Consider the following 20,807-nt stretch of genomic DNA (forward strand, 5'->3'; position numbering starts at 1 on the left):
TTGTAAGGGGTTAAAATAAAAGGATATAAAGTCAATTTGATGGGACGTTCTAAAAGAAAAATTTCCGTCCCACCATTTTTTTCTGCTTACCTTGAATTGTCTTGAACTACACTATACGTTAAAAGCCTTGTAAATAGGGAATTTATGGTAGTTTTTATATTTGTTTAAACGGTGTGAAATCAATAAATGGTGGAGGCGGCGGGAATCGAACCCGCGTCCGGAGATACTACACAAGAGCTTCTACAGGCTTAGGTCAGGTTTTGATTTAATTGCCAGATCCCCCCTGACCAGGGTCTCTGACAACGAGCCTCCTTCTTTGATTTCACTCAAATGCCAGAAGGCGGGCATTTGAGTTTAGCCTGATTAATTTGTCACCTCATCTAAGCTATCAGGCGTCGCCTAGATGAGGCGTGGCTGACTTTAAGCAGCCATTGCGTATTCGTAATTATTGTCGGCACTTAATTTTTTGCCGTGTGTTTTACGAGGCCTCACGGCACCTCGGCCTGCCACCCTTGCTTCGCTATCCCCGTCGAAGCCATTTCGCCCCCTTAAAACTTGGAGGGGGAATTTTTAAAAGATCAAATAAAAAAATAGCGAGGGAGGGACTTGAACCCCCGACTCTGCGGATATGAGCCGCATGCTCTAACCAACTGAGCTACCTCGCCCTGACAAAGGAAAAATATAGGTATTTTTTTTTCTTTTGGCAAGAAAAATTTTTATTAATTTTTTAAATAAGGTAGGGTATATTGACTTAATTTGCTTGTGATAGTTATAACAAAATCCACCATGAGGCTAAAAGTAAATGAGATTTTTTATTCCCTTCAGGGGGAAGGACCATTTCTAGGGCATCCCTTTGTTTTTTTAAGACTTTCTGGTTGTGTTGAGCCATATTGTCCTTTTTGTGATACAAAATATGCCTGGGCTGATTTTAAATGTATGACAATTGAAGATATTGTTGGAGAAATAAAGCGATTTCAATGTAAAAATTTAGTAATAACTGGAGGAGAGCCATTTTTACAGTGGGATTCAGGATTAAATAATTTAGTGAACTTATTAAAACAAGAATCTTTCTTTATTCAATATGAAACCAGTGGAAAAGTAGAAATCCCACAGAATTCAAAGGGAACAGTGGTTTGCAGCCCCAAATATATCTCTGGAAGATGGTGCATTCCTTATGCAAACTTATCTAGGTGTGATTATTTTAAATTACTAGCAAATAAAAACAACTTAGATCTTATAGTGAAATTTATTCTCTCCAATAATCTTAAGAAAGAAAAAATATATATTATGCCCTTTGGAGCAACAAAGGAAAAACAACTGGAAAATATGCCAATAGTATTTGAATTTTGCAAAAAATATGGATTAAAAATGACTCCTAGACTACATATATTGTGTTTTGGAGAAAAAAAGGGGATATAGTTGTTGTTAGCTGTGATCCGTAACCCGTGATCCCATATCCGATTCTCGGGTTTCATTTTACGCTTCACGCTTTATAGAGGTCATAAACTAACCCACGTCTCTCAATTTGATAACTTGGGTTAAGTATCCCCAAAGACCCACTTGTCCCTTATAACTGTAACTTTAATTTGCTGCGTTCTTATAGGCCTCTTTTATCCTCTCTTTAATGTAATTTACCTCTTCTTCTGAAAATTTTTCTACATCAAAGCAATATCCATCTTCGCCCAAAAGTCCTCCGGGTATTAAGTCTCCTTTCTCATCTGGGTCAGAAATCATGTCACCATAAAAACATACTGACAGCCATCTGTTATCTGGCTCGTCATCTATCACATCCACCATAACAAAAAGTTTTCTGGTAGTCTGATTTTTGTGCTTTGCCCTAAGGGAATAACTAATCCCTTTTCTCTCTATAAAATCTATCTCCACATCTTTAAAACCAAAAATCAATTCCTTAAGTCCTAAAAATCCATTTTTGGCAGTACAATCTGTCCAGTTAATAATAAAATCATCCACCCTTTTAAAAACCTCATTTGCCACAATGATCCCCCTTTTTTATCAATTTATGTTGAACTTTCACTTTTTAAGGGAAAAATGCTCTAAAATATTCCCCTTATTAAATTATTGTTTATTATGTTATTAGAAGCTATAACTATTTATCTATGTATATAAAAAAAGACATATTCATTGTATTCCCCAATTAACCTATACGGTATAAATCTCATCTTCAATAATGATATCACATATGGCATGGTTTTTTTTCTGGTTATATATAAAATATTTTTTTCTCCTTCTTTAATCTCATCTATTAAATATTCTTCAGAGGATTTTTGTGCTTTAGTTTTACTAATAGTTAGTTCTTCTACCTCTGCATTCAGATAAAGACTAAGTCCCCAAAAAGGGACTGTATCAATAAACACGACCTCATTAGGTGCAAAAGGACTTATTTTTTTTATTTGATGTGCCATTAATCTACTGTCTTTTTTATATGGAAATTTTGCCATAGCAAATTTTATCCCAAACAAAAAGATGCTCCATATAATTAGGCTTACCAATGTTTTTTTTGAACTTAAATTAATTTGAATATAATTTCCCACAAAAAGAGAAATGGGTGCAAAAAGAGGAAGTATGTATAAAGGCAGCCTTGATTTGGCAATAAAGAAAATTACCAGGGGAATTAATATCCATAGTAGAAGAAAACATTCTATTGGTTCTTTATTTATTTTTATTTCCCACCATTTCTTGGACCAGATTCTGTATCTGAAGATTGGAAACTTTTTAAAAAAGATAAATGTCCATGGAAGGATGCCAAATACAAGGATGGGGAGGTATATGATAAATGGTTTATACCACTGTGGATTTCTATGATAATGACCAGTTGCAATTCTTTTAAAGAATTCATCAACTAAAAAATATGAAAAAAGATTTTTATATTTTATAACTACCAATATATACCAGGTAAATCCAAAAATAAAGAATACCAATATACCAATGGGATTAAAGAGTTTACCTATTTTTTCTCTATGGTTTAAAAAAAACAAAAATACAATAATTGCAATGAAAGGAATGATACCTGGTGGACCTTTGGTTAGAAAGGCAAGACCAAATCCAAGCCACATAATTATAAGATATAGTAGCTTCTTTTTATTGGTTTCATCTTCTAAAAAACAGAGAATAAATCCATAAACAGCTAGAGTTTCAAAACAGGTTAATATTGTGTCTGTGGTGATAAAATTTGCAGCAAAATAAGGGAATATAGATGTGGCATAAATAATAGGGGGGGATAAAATATTTTCTGTATATAATCTTTTGGAAATCAAGTATATGATCAATACTGTAAGAGAAAAGCACAGTGCATTTGGAAGTCTCGCTCCCCATTCATTCTTGCCCAAAATGGCAATTCCCGAGGCAATGGCCCAGTAAGTTAGAGGAGGTTTTGAAAAGTGTAATATATCATCATTTAATTTTGGTACAAAAAAATTTTTATTTTTTAGCATAATAAGGGCTACATCGGTATATCTACCCTCATCCCTTTCCCAGAGTCCACGGGAGCCTTGAAATACCATTATAAAAACAAAAGGGATTAAAAATAATAAAATGTCTGTTTTTTGAATGTTCATGGTTCCTTGTTAGGTTGATATTAATAATTGGCAAGAAAAAAGATAAAGGAGCTAGCCCTCTTTAGTCAACTAGCTCCCCTAAAAAATTATCTATAACCAGTAATATTTAATCCCTGATATGTGCAATTCCCAAGGGGGTTTTTATTTGTTTTGGGAAGAATTTGCGCTTAAAGTAAAGTGCTACATTAACAAGGGATATTAACACTGGTACCTCCATGAGTGGGCCTATTACCGCGGCAAATGCCTCACCAGAATTTATCCCAAATACTGCCACTGCAACTGCTATTGCAAGTTCAAAATTATTGGAGGCTGCAGTAAAGGATAGGGTTACTGTTTGTTCATATGTTGCATTTGCCCTCATTGACATAAAAAAGGTAATAAAAAACATTAATAAAAAGTATAGACAAAGAGGAATTGCTATATGAAGAACATCCATTGGAAGTGCCACAATATATTCTCCCTTAAGGGAAAACATTACAATAATGGTAAATAGAAGGGCGATTAGGGTTATTGGGCTAATCTTGGGAATAAATTTTTTCTCATATACCTCCTTACCTACAGTTTTAAGTCCTATTATCCTTGATATGATTCCACCTATAAAGGGAATACCTAAATAGATAAATACACTCTTGGCAATTTCTTTTATTGAAATATCAACAATAATACTCTGTAGTCCTAGATATTTGGGAAGTAGTGTGATAAAAATATATGCATAAATAGAATAAAAGAAGACCTGAAAAACTGAGTTAAATGCTACAAGACCAGCACAATATTCTGAATCGCCTTCTGCCAGGTCATTCCATACAATGACCATAGCTATACACCTGGCAAGTCCAATCAAAACAAGACCAACCATGTATTCATGGTAACCTGATAAAAAAGAGATTGCCAGCAAAAACATAAGGATTGGTCCAATAATCCAATTTTGTATCAGAGACAAAAAAAGTATCTTAAAATCTTTAAATACAAATCCAAGTTTTTCATACTTTACCTTTGCAAGGGGAGGATACATCATAAGTATTAAGCCAATGGCTATTGGGATATTGGTTGTTCCTATGGTAAATCTGTCCATAAATTTTGTGATACCAGGAAAGAAATAGCCAATTCCCACACCAATGACCATGGCCAGAAATATCCAAATGGTCAAATATCTATCTAAAAAGCTAAGCTTTTTTTGTTGACTCATAGTTAAAACCTCCTTTTAACAAATTGGTTTTTTTCTAACAACTCTTTTAGCAAATCAAGGTCTTTTAAGTATTTTTCATTGTGTTTTATTTTTTCATTTAGCCAAGTTACTAGTTCCACCTCCTTTTTAAAGTTTTCAGTAAGAGAGTAATATATCCATTTGCCCTGTTTTCTTCCTGAAATTATTTTTGTATGTTGCAAAATTGAAAGGTGCCTTGAGACGGTAGCACCTGACACCCCAAGGAAATCCTTTAAATAACACACACATAGCTCATTGTAGTAGAACAGAACAGCCACGATCCTTAATCTGTTTTTGTTTGATAATGCTGCAAAGATATTACTAATAGAATCCATTTCCCTTGACCTATGAAATATTTAGTTAATTAGCTAAATAGCTAAATATTAATTTTCTGTCAATCTCTTAATGGTGGCAAAGTTATTGTAAAGGAATTGAACTACTCAAAACTAATAAATTTAAAATTTTTTAAGTAACTTTCAAGCTCTTTTTTCTTATCATCCTCAAGTTCTGGGCAATCTTCTATGGTTTTTATTCCCTGACAGACATATGTTGCAAATACAAGACATGTTGGACAGCCACATTTTTTGCAATTGGTTTTCGGAAGTCTTTTTAGAATTTCAAGGGGCTGGGGCTTTTTGGGGATTTCATACATAGGTGTTATTTCTGCCCTATTTTCCCATACGCGGTTTATCTCACCAATTATCCAATTTGCAACTTTGGTTGCCTCTTCTTCGTCCTTAAGTGCGTTTACAGCAATTTTATGGGGATGGACTGTTAGCAGTTTACCATGGATCTTAAAGGTAACAGATGGAGGATTTTTAGTACAAAAATCACCCCCCAATTCTGCATTTAGATATGGAATTACATCTGATAGGTCAGCATCTACCTGAATTATGCAATGCACCCCTTCTTGTTTGGGATTACACTTGGACTTTGTTATCTCTTTTTCCCATTTTTGGATCAACATTTTATCCTCCCCTGGATTTACGTTGACTAATGATTAGTTTATTGGTAGTTTTGCCAACGAAGAAATTAAAATAAAAGGAGAAACCTGTCAATGATTACCTTTGAAGAGGCTGAAGTGAGGGCAAAGATTATAAAGGCCTTAGCCCATCCTGTTAGGCTCATGATTGTGGATATTTTAAGGGAAAGTGAGAAAAGCTTTGCTTATTTAAAGGATATATTTGATTTAGACAAATCCACTATTTCTAAACACCTGTCAGTTCTAAAGGAAGTGGGAGTTGTATCGTCTAAGAAAATAAAAAAAGACATGATATATAAATTAGAGATTCCGTGTGTGATTGAATTTTTTGAGTGTTCCACAAAGGTTTTAAAACATCACATAAATAGACAAAAAGTGGCCATTGGAGACTCAGATGAATCCAGGTAAAACAATTTTTATCTTTTTGGTTTTATTTTTGTCTTCTGGAGTTTTATATGCAGAGACATCTCATCAAAAATTACACAGTTTAAAGTTAGGGGTAAATGTAAGGTTTAGGTATGAATATCAAAATAACTTTAACATAAAATCCTATGGAAAAGATCCTGTGGTGGGAGAGGAGAATGACGGCTTTATAATTGGGAGGTTTAGAACAGGCCTTGATTATTATTTTTTGTCAAAATTACATCTGTCTCTATGGATACAGGATTCCAGGGTGTGGGATCTGGATATACCAGATGATGATTTTTACAAATACAATTTCAACAGAGAGCATAACCCATATAAGGATCCAATGGAGATCTGGGACTCATACATTGAATTAATAGAACCTGCTAATCTTCCAATTACTATTAAAGCTGGGAGACAGAGGATTTATTTTGGTAACAACAGGATATTTGGACCAGGACAGTGGGGCAATACAGGTAGCTGGATATGGGATGCAGCTAGGGCTAATGTTAAAGTTCCAGTAGGGTATTTGAGTGCATTTTATGGACGCTCTGAGATCCATGACCCAGATGACTTTAGTTTAAACCACCGCCATGGATACGAGTGTCTTGGTTTTTATGGTCATATTAAGATGCCTGATAATTTGATCTTTTTAGAGCCGTTTTCCATGACCAAAAAAGACAACCACAATAGATACAAAAGTGAAAATGGAATATATGGAGACCTTGATACCTATTATTTTGGGGCCAGGGCATATACTGGATATATAAAAGGCTTTAAATTTGATTTTTTGTATGTGACCCAAAAAGGAGATTATTCACAGGATGATGTGGATGCATATGGGTATCATGTGTGGCTTGGGTATAAATTAACATCAATATATCTGAAACCACAGATCAGTTTGGAATATTCATATGGATCAGGTGACAGCAACCCAAGAGATGGAAAGCACGAGACCTTTGATGGTGCTTATGGTTCAAAAGACAAGGCCTATGGAAGGATGAACCTTTTTAAATGGCAAAATTTAAAAGATCAGGAAATAAATTTAGAGCTCTATCCTGGAAAAAAATCTTATGTAAAGCTGGAATTCCATAGGTTCTATCTGGCTCAAAAAAGAGATGGTTGGTACCATAATGCAAAAATATATAGGGACAAAAGTGGTGGATCAGGAGATAAGGTGGGTAAGGAATTTGATGTGGTGACTAAATTTAATCCCTGTAAATACGCTGAGATACAGGTGGGATATGGACACTTTTGGCCAGATGAATTTGCTAAAAAGGTAGCTTCAAATACCCAAGCAGATTGGGTATTTTTTATGATTACTTATAAATTTTCTTCTAAACTTTTTTAAATAAGTTCCTTGACAATTAGAAGATTGCATTTATATATTCCCAATGAGCGATATAGAAATATACTAAAACAAAGACAAGGAGGCGAAAAAAATGGATGAAAGGAAAGTATTAGAAAAGGCATTTGAGTTTCACGGTCACATCTGTTGGGCATCTGCTGTGGGAGTAAGGGCTGGACTTGCTGCACTTAAGGCCCTGGGTGTTAAGAGAACTGGGACTTCAGGGGAGCTACATTGTATTGTAGAGATAGGTGATAACCATGGGGCCCAATGTTTTGCTGATGGTGTGCAATATGCAACAGGTTGCACATTGGGCAAAGGAAACATTGAAAAGGCAGGATGGGGGAAATTGGCCTTAACGTTAATTGATAAAATTAATGAAAAGAGTGTGAGGGTATCGTATAAACCTACCAGACATAAATTGATTGCAGAATCTGCCTTTATGAGGAAAAGGGCACAGGGTATTCCTCCTACTCAAATTCCAAGAGAAGAGGCAATGGAGATGGTTAATATAATCTGGGATGCACCTGAAGATGAGATCTTAACAGTAGAGGAAGTCAAGGACCATCCATATGAGGACTATGGAGAGGTAATGGGGCTTGTCCCATGTGATAGTTGTGGTGAGTTAGTTGCCAGGCCATATTTAAGGGTAGTTGGGCAAAAACACATGTGTATCCCATGTTCTGGATATGACAGGTAATTATTATGGAAAATAATATAGGTAAATCCCAGGAAAAATCCCACAAGGGATTTTTCCATAAAATAATACATCTTTTTGGATGGTGGCTTGGATTTATGGGACTTTATTCATCATCTGCTGTATGTCCCTTTTGTGGACAAACTGGATGTCCAGTGGGATTTGCATCTGCTGGAATCCTGGGCGCGATATTTTCTTTTATCGCAGTTTATCTGCATAAGATAAAAATTATTTTTAAAAAATTGTTCAATTTAAAATAAATAGGAGGAAAGCTATGGACTTCCAAGAATTATATGATATGGCACTAAAATTTCATGGACACAGGTGCCCTGCAATGCCCCTTGGCCTTAGGGCAGGTCTTGCTGCAATGAGGGTTTTAGGAGTAGAAAGGTCAAAGGACAAAGAGCTTATGGTCTTGGCAGAAACTGGAAAGGGCCATGCTGCAGGGTGTTTTTTAGACGGCATTATGGCTGCCACAGGTTGCACCTATGGGAAGTCCAATATTCAGAAGTTATATTACAACAAAATGGCATTTACCCTGGTGGATGTAAAAAACAAAAAGGCAGTCAGGGTATCTATTAAACCAGATTTTTTTGAAAAGGCCCTAAATTCTCCTTTTGTTCAAAAGAGAAAACAGGGCATACCTCCCCAGGATATTGAACCTGCAATTGCTGATCCCTTAATAGAAAATATATTTAAAGTACCAGAAGAAAAGTTTTTGGATATTGGCGAGATTACAGAGTTTGAGGTAAAAAAAGGAAAGTCAGTATTTGAGGCAAAGAGGTGTGATGTGTGTGGCGAGCTCACATTTGTAAATAAGCTAAGAGTCTTAGAGGACGGAAAACTGGTGTGTATTCCATGCAGTGGATATGAAGATTAACACAGGAGATTTACCCGTATGATGATCTTAATTGCAAGTCTCTGCGTTTTGGTTTTATCCTTTATTTTTGCAATGTTAGGTTTAGGTGGGGCCATGCTCTACATTCCAGTATTTCACTGGCTTGGCTATGATTTCAAGAGCGTGGCCATACCAACAGGGCTACTTTTAAATGGGGTTACTGCCTTGTCTGCGGCCGTATTTTACATCAAGGCCAAAATGGTTGATATTAAGGGAGGAATACCCCTTATAATTTCATCATTTATTGGAGCCCCAGTAGGGGCCTATTTTACAAAATTTGTCCCAACCAAGCTCCTTATATTCTTTTTTGTCATTGCAATGGCATTTGCTGGAACTCGTATGCTTATCTCCTCCACCCAGCCTGATAGGGAAAAGAAAATGGCCACCACTTTAAAGATGCTACTTATGATTGTTGGAGGCTTTTTTGTTGGTTTTATTGCAGGGTTACTTGGGGTTGGTGGTGGATTTTTATTTGTCCCAATGCTACTTCTCATGGGATATAAGACCAAAGAAGCTGCTGCTACAAGTAGTTTTGTGGTTGTGTTTTCATCATTTTCTGGATTTGCAGGTCACATAGCAGAAGGGCACTTTAATCTTCCATTTATGCTGGCAACTACTATTGCAGTTATAATTGGCTCTCAAATAGGTGCCAAGGTAATGAAGGAAAAGATGAAGGCAAAATGGATAAAGCAGATGTTTGCTATAGTGCTCTTAGCTGTAGCACTAAAGCTTTTTGTGAAAAATTATTCCTATTATTATGCCATTTTTAAAAAGATTTTAGCCCATTTGATTTAGGTTGGATTATTTTAAAAGCAATTCTCGGTGAACACTAAAATTTAAACTAATCAGGGGTAAAAAATTTATAACTGATTAACTTGCCTCGGTGTTCACCGAGAATTCCTGTTTCTAAAACTTTTCAATTGATTCCTATCTGTTAGATTTCTATAATCAACATTATCAACATTATTCTATATAAATACCCTACAAAGATTTTTACAGGAAGCCCTGTTATGAAATTTAAATTAGTATCCAAGTTTAAACCTGCAGGAGATCAGCCAAAGGCCATCGATGAGCTGTATAAAAATTTAAAAACAGGGGCTAAACATCAAGTATTGCTTGGTGTTACAGGTTCTGGAAAGACTTATACCATGGCAAATGTAATAGCCAGAATAAACAGGCCTACCCTGGTAATGGCACCAAACAAGACCCTGGCCGCCCAGCTCTACAATGAGTTTAAACAACTATTTCCTGAAAACGCAGTTGAATACTTTGTTAGCTACTATGATTACTACCAGCCAGAGGCTTACGTGCCAGAAAGTGACTTATATATTGAAAAAGATTCATCAATAAATGAAGACATAGATAAATTAAGACATGCAGCTACTTATTCCCTGCTCACCCGTAGAGACGTTATTATAGTGGCCTCTGTATCGTGTATATATGGCCTGGGATCCCCTGAATACTATAAAAATATGGTCATTCCAATAGGGGTTGGTCAAAGGGTAATAATGGAGGATTTTTTAGAGCGACTGGTTGAGATATATTATGAGAGGAATGACTATGACTTCCACAGGGGGACTTTTAGGGTCAGGGGAGATGTTGTTGAAATAATTCCAGCATATAAACAGGAACAGGCCATCAGGATAGAATTTTTTGGAGACGAGGTGGAGTCTATTTCTGAGATAAACCCCATTACAGGGGAGGTCATGGATCAATTGGAAAAGACGGTTATCTTTCCAGGATCCCACTATGTATCTGAAAAAGATAACCTCATGAGGGCCATCTCAGATATTAGAGAAGAATTAAGGGAAAGGTTAGACTGGTTTTATTCAAATAACAAATTGGTAGAAGCACAGAGGTTGGAGCAGAGGACACAACTGGACCTTGAGATGCTGGAAGAGTTGGGATATTGTAATGGAATTGAAAATTATTCCAGACATTTAGATGGAAGAAAGCCAGGTACTCCTCCTGCCTGTTTATTGGATTACTTTCCAGAGGATTTTTTATTATTTATTGACGAGTCTCACATTACTATCCCTCAAATCAGGGGTATGTATAACGGGGATAGGTCGAGAAAACAAAATTTGGTGGATTTTGGATTCAGACTTCCCTCTGCATTAGATAATCGGCCCCTTAATTTTAACGAGTTTATGTCCAGGATAAATCAGGTGGTCTATGTTTCAGCAACCCCTGGTCCATTTGAAATGGAAATTGCAGAGGGTAGGGTGGTAGAGCTAATAATCAGACCAACTGGACTTGTTGACCCACAGGTAGAAGTGCGTCCTACCATGGCACAGATAGACCATCTTCTCTCAGAATGCAAAAAAAGGATGTCAAAAAATGAAAGGGTCCTGGTCACCACCTTAACAAAAAGAATGGCTGAAGACTTAACTGACTTTTTAAATGAAAATGGTATTCCTTCAAAATATATGCACTCTGACATTGATACCCTGGAGAGGATTTCTATAATTAAGGAGCTCAGGGATGGAACTTTTTATGTGCTTGTGGGTATAAATCTTTTAAGGGAAGGACTTGATATACCTGAGGTATCTCTAGTGGCAATACTTGATGCAGATAAAGAAGGTTTTTTGAGATCTACTTCATCTTTAATCCAGACCTTTGGCAGGGCAGCGAGAAATGTCAATGGAAAGGTGATTATGTATGCAGATACAATCACTGATTCAATGAAACAGGCCATATTAGAGACAGAAAGGAGAAGGAAAAAACAGATAAAACACAACAAAGAACACAATATCACTCCAAAAACCATAATCAAATCAATGTCAAACCCATTATATGAGTTTGGAGAAAGAAAAAAGAAGAAGGTTTTATCTGTTGCAGAATCAACAGAACTTTATTATCTAGACAGGGAAACAATAGAGAAGGAAATTAGAAAGTTGGAAAAAAAGATGAGGAAAGCAGCAAGGGACCTAGAATTTGAAAAAGCAGCTCTATTCAGAGACAGGATCTTCGAATTAAAGGAAATTCTTTTAAAATATTGAGCGTTAATCTATGGACGGAAAAATTCATAAATCTCGATTGGAGTTCTTGTTTTCAAAGGAATTTGTCAAAGAATTTTATCCACTAATTATTGGCTTTGTGATACTAATTTGTGTTTACTTATATGGATTATATATCTTTATGCATATAGAAGGGTGGGGACTTTTGGATAGTTTCTACCAGGTTGTTATAACACTCTCCACAGTGGGATTTAGAGAAGTTCATGAGATTTCAGACCAGGGAAAACTCCATACCTCCATATTAATCTTGCTTGGAGTTGGAACCTATGCATACATTATTGGATCATTTACCAATGCCTTTTTAGAGGGCAAAATACAAATTTTTTGGGGAAAAAAAAGGATGGAAGCAAAAATCTTATCACTCAAGGACCACTATATTATTTGTGGCTATGGAAGGATTGGAAACATAGTGGCAAAGGAACTTAGGCGTGAAGGGTGTGAAATAGTTGTTATTGAAAATGATCCCAAGGCAGTTGAAGAACTTATTGAAAATAAAACCCTATATGTTGAAGGGGATGCCACTGATGATAAAACACTCTATAAAGCAGGACTTCTTAATGCCAGGGCGTTAATTTCAGCCTTGTCAACCGATGCCCAAAATGTCTATGTAACACTAACAGCAAGACAGGCAGCGCCAGATATTACAATAATTGCAAGGGCAGAAAATGAACAATCTATAAAAAAATTAGAACTTGCAGGTGCTAACAGGGCACTTACCCCTCATCTTTTAGGTGGGCTCAGGATGGCCCAGATGGTTCTAAGACCAACAGTTATTAATTTTTTGGACATGGCTATCCATGGAGATGATTTAAATCTACAAATGGAAGAGGTCCTAATACCAGATTCATCCACTATTGTTGGTAAAAATATAATAGAATCAGAGCTTAGACCTAAATTCAACTTAATTATTATTGCCATAAAAAAAGAAAATGGCTCAATGATATACAATCCACAGGCTGGAGAAATATTAGAGGGGGGAGATACCCTTATAGTTGTTGGTAGAAAAATCGATTTAAAAAATTTTAAAGAAACACTTTAACTTTTTATGCTATGGATCTAAAAAAAATAAAAAAAAGAATTGAAGAACTGAGACAAGAAATAGAGTATCACAACTATAGATACTATGTATTAGATGATCCTGAGATCTCTGATGCAGAGTATGATAGGTTATTTAGAGAACTAAAGGAATTAGAAGAAAAATATCCTGAGTTTATAACCCCTTATTCTCCTACCCAGAGGATTGGGGGCAGTCCACTGGATGAATTTGTAAGACGAGAACACACCATTCCCATGTATAGTCTGGACAATGTCTTCTCAAAAGAAGAATTTGAAGAATATTTTTCAAGGATAAAGAGGCTACTTCCTGGGGAGGAAATTTCTTTCTGGGTAGATCCCAAATTAGATGGTCTGGCGTTGGAAATAATATATGAAGGTGGCAAGTATATGGCCGCTGCCACCAGAGGAGATGGTTATGTGGGAGAAGATGTTACTGAAAATGTTAAGACCATTAAAAATGTACCATTACTACTTAGAAAAGGAGTAAATCCCTCTCCAGAATATATTGAAGTTAGAGGAGAGGTGGTAATATCTAAAGAAGATTTTTATTTGTTGAATCAAAAGCAACTTAAAAATAATCAAAAGACCTTTGCCAATCCCAGGAATGCTGCTGCGGGGTCTATCAGGCAATTAGATCCAAAGGTAACTGCTTCAAGACCCCTTAAATTTTTTGCATATGGTATTGGAACAGTAAGATGGGCTCATGGATCAGGAGATTTAATCAATTCACAAAGTAAAATAATGGGGCTTTTAACACAACTTGGATTTAATATTGTTCCCTTTGCGAAGTATTGTAAGGATAAAGATGAGGTGTATTTATATTTTAAGGAAATTGAATTAAAAAAGGATGATTTTCCCTATGAAATTGATGGGGTGGTGGCAAAGGTAGATTCTTTAGATCAGCAATCAAGGTTAGGGGCAACAGCAAGATCTCCAAGGTGGGCAATTGCCATTAAATTTAAAGCAGAACAGGCTGAAACTCTGTTAAGAGATATAGTGGTGCAAGTGGGAAGGACTGGTGTACTCACTCCAGTAGCTGTATTAGAGCCAGTTGAAATTGGTGGAGCGGTAGTAAAAAGGGCAACTTTGCACAATGAAGATGAGATCAGGGCGAAGGATTTAAAAATAGGCGATTGGGTAGTGGTACAGAGGGCTGGGAATGTAATACCAGAGGTAGTTAGGCCCATAAAAGAAAAAAGGTCTGGAAAGGAAAGGGAGTTTGTATTTCCTAAAAAATGCCCTGTTTGTGGGAGTGGTGTGGTGAGGCTTGCGGGTGAAGCAAATCATAGGTGCATAAATGCTTCTTGTCCTGCAAGACTAAAAAGGGGGCTTGCATACTTTGTATCCAAGGCAGGTCTTGATATTAGTGGAGTAGGGGAGAAGTGGATAGAGATATTTGTGGACAAGGAAATTATAAAAGATTTTGCAGACCTATTTCTCCTCAAAAAATCTCAGATATTACATCTTGAACGTATGGGGGACAAGCTTGCAGAAAATATGCTTAATGCCATTGAAGAAGCAAAGCAGAAGGCAACACTTGATAAATTTATTTCAGCCCTGGGTATAAGATTAGTAGGGGAACAAACAGCCAGAGTACTTGCTGAAAGATTTGGATCTTTAGACAGACTGGCTCAAGCCTCTATTGAAGAATTACAGGAGATCAGAGATATTGGACCAGAAGTGGCAAGGTCCATATATACTTTTTTTAGAAATCCAGAAAATCAAAGACTCCTGAAAAAATTTAAAGAAATAGGACTCTGGCCCACAAAAAAAGAGAAGAATAAAGATGAAACAGTAAATCCCCATGTTGCAGGAAAAAAGTTTATTTTCACGGGAAAGTTAGAAAATCTTACAAGGAGCAGGGCAAAGGAATTAGTTGAACAAGCTGGAGGTCGGGTAGTTGGTAGTATATCAAAAAATGTAGACTTTGTAGTGGTTGGTAAAGACCCAGGGAGCAAATTTAATAGGGCAAGGGAACTGGGATTAAAAATAATAGATGAAAATGAATTTTTAGGCTTGATAGAAAATAAATTTTAAATAAATGGAGGCAAGCTATGGGTACTTATGCAATTGTAACTGGGGCTGCTGGAAGAATGGGCTCTGCAATATGCAGTTTGATTAAAACAGATGATGATATGGAACTTATAGGGGCAGTTGAAAGGGCTGAATATTTAGAAAAAATAAAAAAAGTGGCTCCTAATGTCTCAAGTGATTTAAAGGAGATCACAGCAAAATATAATGATGCTGTTATTATTGATTTTACTTATCCTGAAGTCACCCAACAAAATGTAGAAGTGGCTGTGTCATCTGGTAATCCCATGGTAATTGGAACAACAGGCCTAAATGATGAACAGATGAAATTGCTAGAAGATGCGGCAAAAAAAATACCTATATTTTGGGCGCCTAATATGAGTGTAGGAATAAATGTACTATTAAATTTACTGCCTAAGTTTGTGGAGCTGTTAGGGGATTTATATGATGTAGAGATATCAGAGATTCACCATAAATTCAAAAAAGACGCTCCAAGTGGAACAGCTGTTAAACTCGCCCAAGTACTTAAAGAGGCAAAGGGCTTCAAGAAAGAGGCAATAAGATACTGCAGGGAGGGTATAATTGGTGAAAGACCAAAGGAGGAGATAGGTGTCCAGACCTTAAGGGGGGGAGATGTGGTAGGAGATCATACAATCTACTTTTTTGGACCTGGAGAGAGGATCGAGATAACCCACAGGGCACATTCAAGGGAAACCTTTGCCCAGGGGGCAATTAGGGCTGCAAAATGGATTGTGACCAAAGAGCCTGGGAGATTATATACCATGAAGGATTTATTTGAAGACGTGTAACTGGTTATAATCATGAAAAAATGGGTTTATGTCCTATTCTTCTTTTTATTTTTAAATAGTACCTTTTCTTACAGCTACAATGTAGAGAAACGAAAGTTAGATAAGGGACTTATATACTACAATTTTAAAGGCGAATACAAAGATAAGAAATATGATATATATATTTTAAAGATAGACCCTAGCTATTTTTCTTTTGAATTACTTATGTCTTCTAAATTAAACATCAATCCATTGTCGTTGAAGGAATGGTCCAAAAAATACAATCTTGTAGCTGTGATCAATGCTAGCATGTTCTGGAAAGACAAAAGTACCAGCACTGGATATATGAAAAATCAGGATTATGTAAATCAAAAGATAATACACAAAAGATTTGGAGGTTTTTTAGTATTTAATCCAAAACAAAAAAATATACCGCAGGTCGCCATTATTGAAAAAGACTATACCAAAAACTGGAAGGAAATACTTACCAAATATGATACAGTTATACAAGATTATAGGATGATCGGAAAAAATAGGAAAAATTTATGGCATATTGACAATAATACACATAGTGTTTCAGCCATTGGGATTGATGAAATGGATATGGTGCAATTTATATTTAGTTATTTACCGTTATCAATACATGACTTAAATGAGATCTTGTTAACTTTACCTATAAAAATAAAATCTTGTTTGTTTACTGAAGGAGGAAGTACCTGTGGTATGTATTTAAGATATAAAAATTTTGAAAAAAATCTAAATGGATATTCAAAAATGGATATATTTCACAAAAATAAAAATAGTCCAGTAATTCCAAATATTATAGGAATAATAAAAAAAGCTAACTAAAGGAAAAGTATATGAGAATTTTTGTTTTAATTTTTGGTGTAATTTTTTTAATTTCTATCTCACAAATAGCTCAGTCAAATATAATAGATGACTTGCTAAATAATTACAAAAACATTCATTCCATTGAAACAAAATTTCATCAGATATTAAAAAGTAAGACCACCAAGGATGAGGAAATAAGATCAGGAAAAATATTTTGTGAGAAGATAAAAGATTCAGTAAAAGTTAGATGGGAAGTAACAGATCCAGAAAAAGAGATACTCATAGTAAATGGGGAAACAATATGGGATTATTTTCCAGAGGAAAAATTGGCTTATAAATACAAATTATCAAAGGTGGAACAGTCCAAAATTATATTTGATTTAATAAGCGGAAAATTGGACTTAAAGGAAAAGTTTAATATAAAAATAGAGGATCAAGGCAAAAACATAGGTTTGACAAAAATAAAATTGGTCCCGTTTAATCCAGAGCCCAACATGGTCCTTGTATACCTGTGGATAGATGAAAAAAATTTAATCAAAAAGATAGACATAATAGATTTTTTTGGAAATGAAAACATAATAGAATTTAATGATATTAATATTAACAAAAAAACTCCCCAAGGCCTTTATGGTCTTCCTAAAGGAATCAAGATTTTAGAAGGAAGACCCAATTAAATATTGTGACTCGTGAATAGTGATAGTGAATCCAAAACATATATCGAGTCTCCTGATTATGAATAACAATCACGTCAACATGAAGAACCTAAATTTAGTGATTAGTAAATTGAATAATTAAAAAAAATTTATATTTTATTTTTTGTCTCATAATGAATATTATGTAAACTTAAAATATTAACATTAAGAACCGCAATGAGGTCATTTTCTTATTGACCATTATTCTATCCCCCTTAGTTAATTTACGATTTACCATTCACGATCTTGGATTTTAAAAATACTTTACTCAAAAAGTGTTTTTATTAATAGCGAATTTTAATGTGTCATAGAGATGATTACGTTTAATTTTATTATACATTTTATATGTTTAACAAAATTAAACATATAAATATTGTTTAATTTTGTTAAATTTCTTTCTGTACCATAGGAAGAAATCATTTTGGCATCTTTACTTTTCTTGTTTTAAAAGTTAACTATTCCCTAGCTTATGTTTATCAAACTAATAAACACTGGCTAACCCAGAAATTAAAATAACAATCTATAATATATAAGTCATTATTATAAGCCAAGTCTATATAAAATTTTGGCTTAGGGGTGTTATATGAAACGAAAATATATATGTTTTTTTATTCTTATTCTACTTATTCCAGGTGTTTTATATGGTTACACTGAATCGAAATTTATATCTTTTTTAAAAAGGTATGGGGCATACAATGTAATTAATATTGAACTCAAAGATAAGTCCAAGAAGGATAAGTCTATATTAGCCTATGCAAACTCAAAAATTTTTTCAGGTTCACCTGATGAAGCCATATCAATTTTAAAGGGTGTGGACTTCAAGGATGAAGATTTATTGGCCAAGCTGGAATTTACCCTAGCTAGGGCATATCGATATAAAGGTGATTTTTATAATGGACTTCTCCACTATGCCAAGGCGTTTCACCTAAGTGGAGATCCAAGACAATTACTTAAGGAGCCTGACATTCGCAATTTCTTTAAATCTGTTATTTTAAAGTGGTCTTTGGATTTATTATATACGGGTTCTTTTTTGAATAACGACAAATTCCTTCGACAAAAAAAAGAAGTTCTAGACATCATAAAAATTTCTCAAATTCTCTGGCCCAAGGATAAAGAATTTACAGCTATCTACCACTCTATTTTAAGACTAAATAGCAAGGATTTTAGCTTTAGTCTCTCAAATAATGAAATTAGAGATTCTATTATATCTTTTCTGGCATCTTTGGCCATTAAATATAAAAATAATATTAACTCTTCTTTAAAGCTTTTTAAGAATCCATCTCAGAGATATGTATTGGATTTAGTTTATGAGAAAATTAATAATGACGAGATCTCTCTTGATCACAAAAGTGATTTATTGAATATTCCAAAGTGTATTAGTTTTTTTGATATACTTATAAAAAGACTTAATCAAAATAAATGGATTATTACTAACAGTTCATACCTATTGAAGAAGCTAAAAATACAAAGTCAATTAGTAGGAGTTAACAATTTTCTCAATACAATTAATGGGGAACTCAATAGTGTTTTTGTTCCCTCAGAGATAAAGGAAGAATTAAAACAGATAAAAATCGCCCTAATTTTAATGAATAAAGACTATGGTCTCTTAAAAAAAGAGCTTCCTGATATGGATTTTAAGAAGTTACCTTTATCTTTAAAGATTTCCATATTATTGCTATTAGACAAGGTATCGTCTTTAGATATTGGATTAACTAAGGATGAATTTAAAGAGATTTGTCTTTTTCTACAACCCTTTGGTTTTAATCCGTATGGTTTCAATTCAGATTTTGATATACCAAATCAGGAAATAGAAAAAAAATTAAATATGTATCCATTGGATTATTTTCTTAGATATGCATATCTAAAAAATACAATAATAAATGGACAAGGTAATGAAGCCCAGTTAAAACAAGCGATATTTTTATATAAAGAAACTATTTTAGGACAAATGGCTATTTTAAAGCTTGCTAAAAATGTTATAGATACAGGAAATACAACATTATTCAAAAAATATATAGAATTATTTGATTATAAAAATTTAAATCAAAGTCTACTAATTAATTATTATAAGCTCATGATAGATTATTATACAATAAAGAACAATTTTAATAAAGCAATGTCTTATTATGAAAAGATTTTTGAGATATCTCCAGATTCATTAAATCCTGAAGAACTAATCAAAGTAGCATTATATTATCAAAAAAATAGTAATATTGATTTGAGCCAAAAAATCTTCAAGCACCTTTGGAATAACAAAGATAATTTGAATAGAAAAATTCAAGCAGAGATTTTATTTTGGATGGCTGAATGCCATCAGATCCAAGGTAACCTTGACGTTGCTATAGACGAATATCTTAAAGTTTATTGGTTTTATAGGGATCAATATATCTGGTCCATTACAGGATTATATAGGGCGGCTTTGATATATGAACAAAAAGGAAACCTTTATATCGCAAAAAAAATATTGAGAGATGTGGTTAAAAATGCCAGGAGAAAATCTGAAAAAGAGGCAGCACAGGCAAGGCTAAATGACATTAATAAGAAAATAAATGCAACTTCTCAAAAACTATTTTGGTTTTAATTGATCCATTTTTAGTTTTAACAAATAGGACTCTTTTTTAAGGATCTCTGAGGAAAGTTTTTTGTGTGAAATCCTATATGGACTGCCATATACGATTTTACACGTGGCAAAAGGTAAGGGAAGTTGAAATCTATCCCATGATTTGTAAAAAATCTTTTTAAAATTTACAAAGGATCTAACAGGGACTATTGGAATATTTAGCTTCCATGCCAAATATATTACCCCTTGCTTGGGGATGTGTCTTGGACCAGTTGGTCCATCAATTGTAACAGCTATGTCCTTTGGATGATTATTAACCATCTTGGTTAATTTTTTTAGGGCCTTCACTCCTCCCCGGGTACTGGATCCCCTTATTGTAGCATATCCAAACCTGTTTAATATTCTACTTACAAATTCACCATCCCTGCTTTCACTAACTAAAATTACAACATCTTCGTGTCTGTGGACATATATTGGGGCAAATAACTCATCATGCCATAAGGTAAATAAAACTACCCTCCCCTTTTCTCTACACCTAAAACCTATAACCTGTTCTATACCCACTTGGCTATACCTTAAAGTCTTATACCAGAACTTTAAAACAAAGCTGAGAACGGGTGCAGTTTTAATAAAATCTATTTTCATAATAGGTTACGTGAACAACTTAATCTTATATATAAAGTAATTTATATAATAAACTAGAATTTAAAACAATTTTTT

General features: G+C 34.5%; 20 protein-coding genes, 1 tRNA gene and 1 other RNA gene. 14 read left to right on the forward strand and 8 right to left on the reverse strand.

All coding sequences use genetic code 11. The features are described 5' to 3' along the window. Window positions 1–187: 187 nt before the first annotated feature. Window positions 188–548: a transfer-messenger RNA gene (gene ssrA / locus ACYQ0O_RS02970) on the reverse strand. A 43-nt stretch (window positions 549–591) separates the two neighbouring features. Further along, a tRNA-Met gene (locus ACYQ0O_RS02975) sits at window positions 592–665 on the reverse strand. A 97-nt stretch (window positions 666–762) separates the two neighbouring features. Between ACYQ0O_RS02975 and ACYQ0O_RS02980 the strand changes: the two genes are divergently transcribed. After that, the gene (locus ACYQ0O_RS02980; RefSeq protein WP_459890483.1) at window positions 763–1,419 is read left to right on the forward strand and encodes a 7-carboxy-7-deazaguanine synthase QueE; all 657 of its coding nucleotides are present in this window, start codon (window positions 763–765) and stop codon (window positions 1,417–1,419) included. 162 nt (window positions 1,420–1,581) lie between these two features. Here the strand turns inward: ACYQ0O_RS02980 and ACYQ0O_RS02985 are convergent, their stop codons facing one another. The 5 genes from ACYQ0O_RS02985 to ACYQ0O_RS03005 all read right to left on the reverse strand — a co-directional run bounded on the left by ACYQ0O_RS02985 (window position 1,582) and on the right by ACYQ0O_RS03005 (window position 5,746). Next, on the reverse strand, window positions 1,582–1,995 hold the full coding sequence (locus ACYQ0O_RS02985) for a hypothetical protein (RefSeq protein ID WP_075068273.1): 414 nt from the start codon (window positions 1,993–1,995) through the stop codon (window positions 1,582–1,584). A gap of 116 nt (window positions 1,996–2,111) precedes the next feature. After that, a complete protein-coding gene (locus tag ACYQ0O_RS02990) occupies window positions 2,112–3,575 on the reverse strand; it encodes an ArnT family glycosyltransferase (RefSeq protein ID WP_459890486.1) in 1,464 nt (487 codons plus the stop codon). 106 nt (window positions 3,576–3,681) lie between these two features. Beyond that, complete coding sequence (gene arsB, locus ACYQ0O_RS02995) at window positions 3,682–4,761, reverse strand: ACR3 family arsenite efflux transporter (RefSeq protein WP_459890488.1); 1,080 nt, start codon at window positions 4,759–4,761, stop codon at window positions 3,682–3,684. 2 nt (window positions 4,762–4,763) lie between these two features. Continuing rightward, window positions 4,764–5,114: an ArsR/SmtB family transcription factor gene (locus ACYQ0O_RS03000; protein WP_459890490.1), complete on the reverse strand. Its 351-nt coding sequence runs from the start codon at window positions 5,112–5,114 to the stop codon at window positions 4,764–4,766. Window positions 5,115–5,215: 101 nt separating this feature from the next. Next, the gene (locus ACYQ0O_RS03005; RefSeq protein ID WP_459890492.1) at window positions 5,216–5,746 is read right to left on the reverse strand and encodes a (Fe-S)-binding protein; all 531 of its coding nucleotides are present in this window, start codon (window positions 5,744–5,746) and stop codon (window positions 5,216–5,218) included. Window positions 5,747–5,836: 90 nt separating this feature from the next. Between ACYQ0O_RS03005 and ACYQ0O_RS03010 the strand changes: the two genes are divergently transcribed. The 13 genes from ACYQ0O_RS03010 to ACYQ0O_RS03070 all read left to right on the forward strand — a co-directional run bounded on the left by ACYQ0O_RS03010 (window position 5,837) and on the right by ACYQ0O_RS03070 (window position 20,108). After that, window positions 5,837–6,169 carry an ArsR/SmtB family transcription factor gene (locus tag ACYQ0O_RS03010; protein ID WP_459890494.1) on the forward strand — a complete coding sequence of 111 codons (333 nt, stop codon included), beginning with the start codon at window positions 5,837–5,839 and terminating at the stop codon, window positions 6,167–6,169. Continuing rightward, window positions 6,156–7,517 carry an alginate export family protein gene (locus ACYQ0O_RS03015; RefSeq protein ID WP_459890496.1) on the forward strand — a complete coding sequence of 454 codons (1,362 nt, stop codon included), beginning with the start codon at window positions 6,156–6,158 and terminating at the stop codon, window positions 7,515–7,517. Before ACYQ0O_RS03010 ends, ACYQ0O_RS03015 begins: the two co-directional genes overlap by 14 nt. 91 nt (window positions 7,518–7,608) lie before the next feature. Next, a complete protein-coding gene (locus tag ACYQ0O_RS03020) occupies window positions 7,609–8,214 on the forward strand; it encodes an FmdE family protein (protein ID WP_459890498.1) in 606 nt (201 codons plus the stop codon). A 5-nt stretch (window positions 8,215–8,219) separates the two neighbouring features. Beyond that, window positions 8,220–8,471 (forward strand): hypothetical protein, encoded by a 252-nt coding sequence (locus ACYQ0O_RS03025; RefSeq protein WP_459890500.1) that lies wholly within the window; start codon window positions 8,220–8,222, stop codon window positions 8,469–8,471. Between the two features lie 14 nt (window positions 8,472–8,485). After that, complete coding sequence (locus ACYQ0O_RS03030) at window positions 8,486–9,091, forward strand: FmdE family protein (protein ID WP_459890502.1); 606 nt, start codon at window positions 8,486–8,488, stop codon at window positions 9,089–9,091. A gap of 18 nt (window positions 9,092–9,109) precedes the next feature. Next, window positions 9,110–9,904, forward strand: coding sequence for a sulfite exporter TauE/SafE family protein (locus ACYQ0O_RS03035; protein ID WP_459890504.1), 795 nt, complete (start codon window positions 9,110–9,112; stop codon window positions 9,902–9,904). Between the two features lie 215 nt (window positions 9,905–10,119). Beyond that, window positions 10,120–12,111, forward strand: coding sequence for an excinuclease ABC subunit UvrB (uvrB, locus tag ACYQ0O_RS03040; RefSeq protein WP_459890506.1), 1,992 nt, complete (start codon window positions 10,120–10,122; stop codon window positions 12,109–12,111). 10 nt (window positions 12,112–12,121) lie between these two features. Continuing rightward, complete coding sequence (locus ACYQ0O_RS03045; RefSeq protein ID WP_459890508.1) at window positions 12,122–13,168, forward strand: potassium channel family protein; 1,047 nt, start codon at window positions 12,122–12,124, stop codon at window positions 13,166–13,168. A gap of 11 nt (window positions 13,169–13,179) precedes the next feature. After that, on the forward strand, window positions 13,180–15,222 hold the full coding sequence (gene ligA / locus ACYQ0O_RS03050; protein WP_459890510.1) for an NAD-dependent DNA ligase LigA: 2,043 nt from the start codon (window positions 13,180–13,182) through the stop codon (window positions 15,220–15,222). A gap of 17 nt (window positions 15,223–15,239) precedes the next feature. Beyond that, window positions 15,240–16,025, forward strand: a complete 786-nt coding sequence (gene dapB / locus ACYQ0O_RS03055; RefSeq protein ID WP_459890512.1) for a 4-hydroxy-tetrahydrodipicolinate reductase — start codon at window positions 15,240–15,242, stop codon at window positions 16,023–16,025. Between the two features lie 12 nt (window positions 16,026–16,037). Then, a complete protein-coding gene (locus tag ACYQ0O_RS03060) occupies window positions 16,038–16,853 on the forward strand; it encodes a phosphodiester glycosidase family protein (protein WP_459890514.1) in 816 nt (271 codons plus the stop codon). A gap of 11 nt (window positions 16,854–16,864) precedes the next feature. After that, window positions 16,865–17,509: a LolA family protein gene (locus ACYQ0O_RS03065; RefSeq protein ID WP_459890516.1), complete on the forward strand. Its 645-nt coding sequence runs from the start codon at window positions 16,865–16,867 to the stop codon at window positions 17,507–17,509. Between the two features lie 601 nt (window positions 17,510–18,110). Beyond that, a complete protein-coding gene (locus ACYQ0O_RS03070; protein WP_459890518.1) occupies window positions 18,111–20,108 on the forward strand; it encodes a hypothetical protein in 1,998 nt (665 codons plus the stop codon). Here ACYQ0O_RS03070 and ACYQ0O_RS03075 read toward each other — a convergent pair. Further along, window positions 20,094–20,732 (reverse strand): lysophospholipid acyltransferase family protein, encoded by a 639-nt coding sequence (locus ACYQ0O_RS03075; protein WP_459890520.1) that lies wholly within the window; start codon window positions 20,730–20,732, stop codon window positions 20,094–20,096. The two genes, ACYQ0O_RS03070 and ACYQ0O_RS03075, sit on opposite strands and share 15 nt — an antisense overlap. Window positions 20,733–20,807 lie beyond the last annotated feature (75 nt).

Source organism: Desulfothermus okinawensis JCM 13304, from assembly GCF_054654515.1.

Bases quoted from the DNA above. Each gene is read 5' to 3' on its own strand.
- ACYQ0O_RS03065 (WP_459890516.1), top strand. From the start codon at position 16,865: ATGAGAATTTTTGTTTTAATTTTTGGTGTAATTTTTTTAATTTCTATC.
- ACYQ0O_RS03075 (WP_459890520.1), bottom strand. From the start codon at position 20,732: ATGAAAATAGATTTTATTAAAACTGCACCCGTTCTCAGCTTTGTTTTA.
- ligA (WP_459890510.1), top strand. From the start codon at position 13,180: ATGGATCTAAAAAAAATAAAAAAAAGAATTGAAGAACTGAGACAAGAA.
- ACYQ0O_RS03045 (WP_459890508.1), top strand. From the start codon at position 12,122: ATGGACGGAAAAATTCATAAATCTCGATTGGAGTTCTTGTTTTCAAAG.
- ACYQ0O_RS03070 (WP_459890518.1), top strand. From the start codon at position 18,111: ATGAAACGAAAATATATATGTTTTTTTATTCTTATTCTACTTATTCCA.
- ACYQ0O_RS03010 (WP_459890494.1), top strand. From the start codon at position 5,837: ATGATTACCTTTGAAGAGGCTGAAGTGAGGGCAAAGATTATAAAGGCC.
- ACYQ0O_RS03020 (WP_459890498.1), top strand. From the start codon at position 7,609: ATGGATGAAAGGAAAGTATTAGAAAAGGCATTTGAGTTTCACGGTCAC.
- ACYQ0O_RS03025 (WP_459890500.1), top strand. From the start codon at position 8,220: ATGGAAAATAATATAGGTAAATCCCAGGAAAAATCCCACAAGGGATTT.
- ACYQ0O_RS03060 (WP_459890514.1), top strand. From the start codon at position 16,038: ATGAAAAAATGGGTTTATGTCCTATTCTTCTTTTTATTTTTAAATAGT.
- ACYQ0O_RS03035 (WP_459890504.1), top strand. From the start codon at position 9,110: ATGATGATCTTAATTGCAAGTCTCTGCGTTTTGGTTTTATCCTTTATT.
- ACYQ0O_RS02990 (WP_459890486.1), bottom strand. From the start codon at position 3,575: ATGAACATTCAAAAAACAGACATTTTATTATTTTTAATCCCTTTTGTT.
- ACYQ0O_RS03015 (WP_459890496.1), top strand. From the start codon at position 6,156: ATGAATCCAGGTAAAACAATTTTTATCTTTTTGGTTTTATTTTTGTCT.
- dapB (WP_459890512.1), top strand. From the start codon at position 15,240: ATGGGTACTTATGCAATTGTAACTGGGGCTGCTGGAAGAATGGGCTCT.
- uvrB (WP_459890506.1), top strand. From the start codon at position 10,120: ATGAAATTTAAATTAGTATCCAAGTTTAAACCTGCAGGAGATCAGCCA.
- ACYQ0O_RS03030 (WP_459890502.1), top strand. From the start codon at position 8,486: ATGGACTTCCAAGAATTATATGATATGGCACTAAAATTTCATGGACAC.
- ACYQ0O_RS03005 (WP_459890492.1), bottom strand. From the start codon at position 5,746: ATGTTGATCCAAAAATGGGAAAAAGAGATAACAAAGTCCAAGTGTAAT.
- ACYQ0O_RS03000 (WP_459890490.1), bottom strand. From the start codon at position 5,114: ATGGATTCTATTAGTAATATCTTTGCAGCATTATCAAACAAAAACAGA.
- arsB (WP_459890488.1), bottom strand. From the start codon at position 4,761: ATGAGTCAACAAAAAAAGCTTAGCTTTTTAGATAGATATTTGACCATT.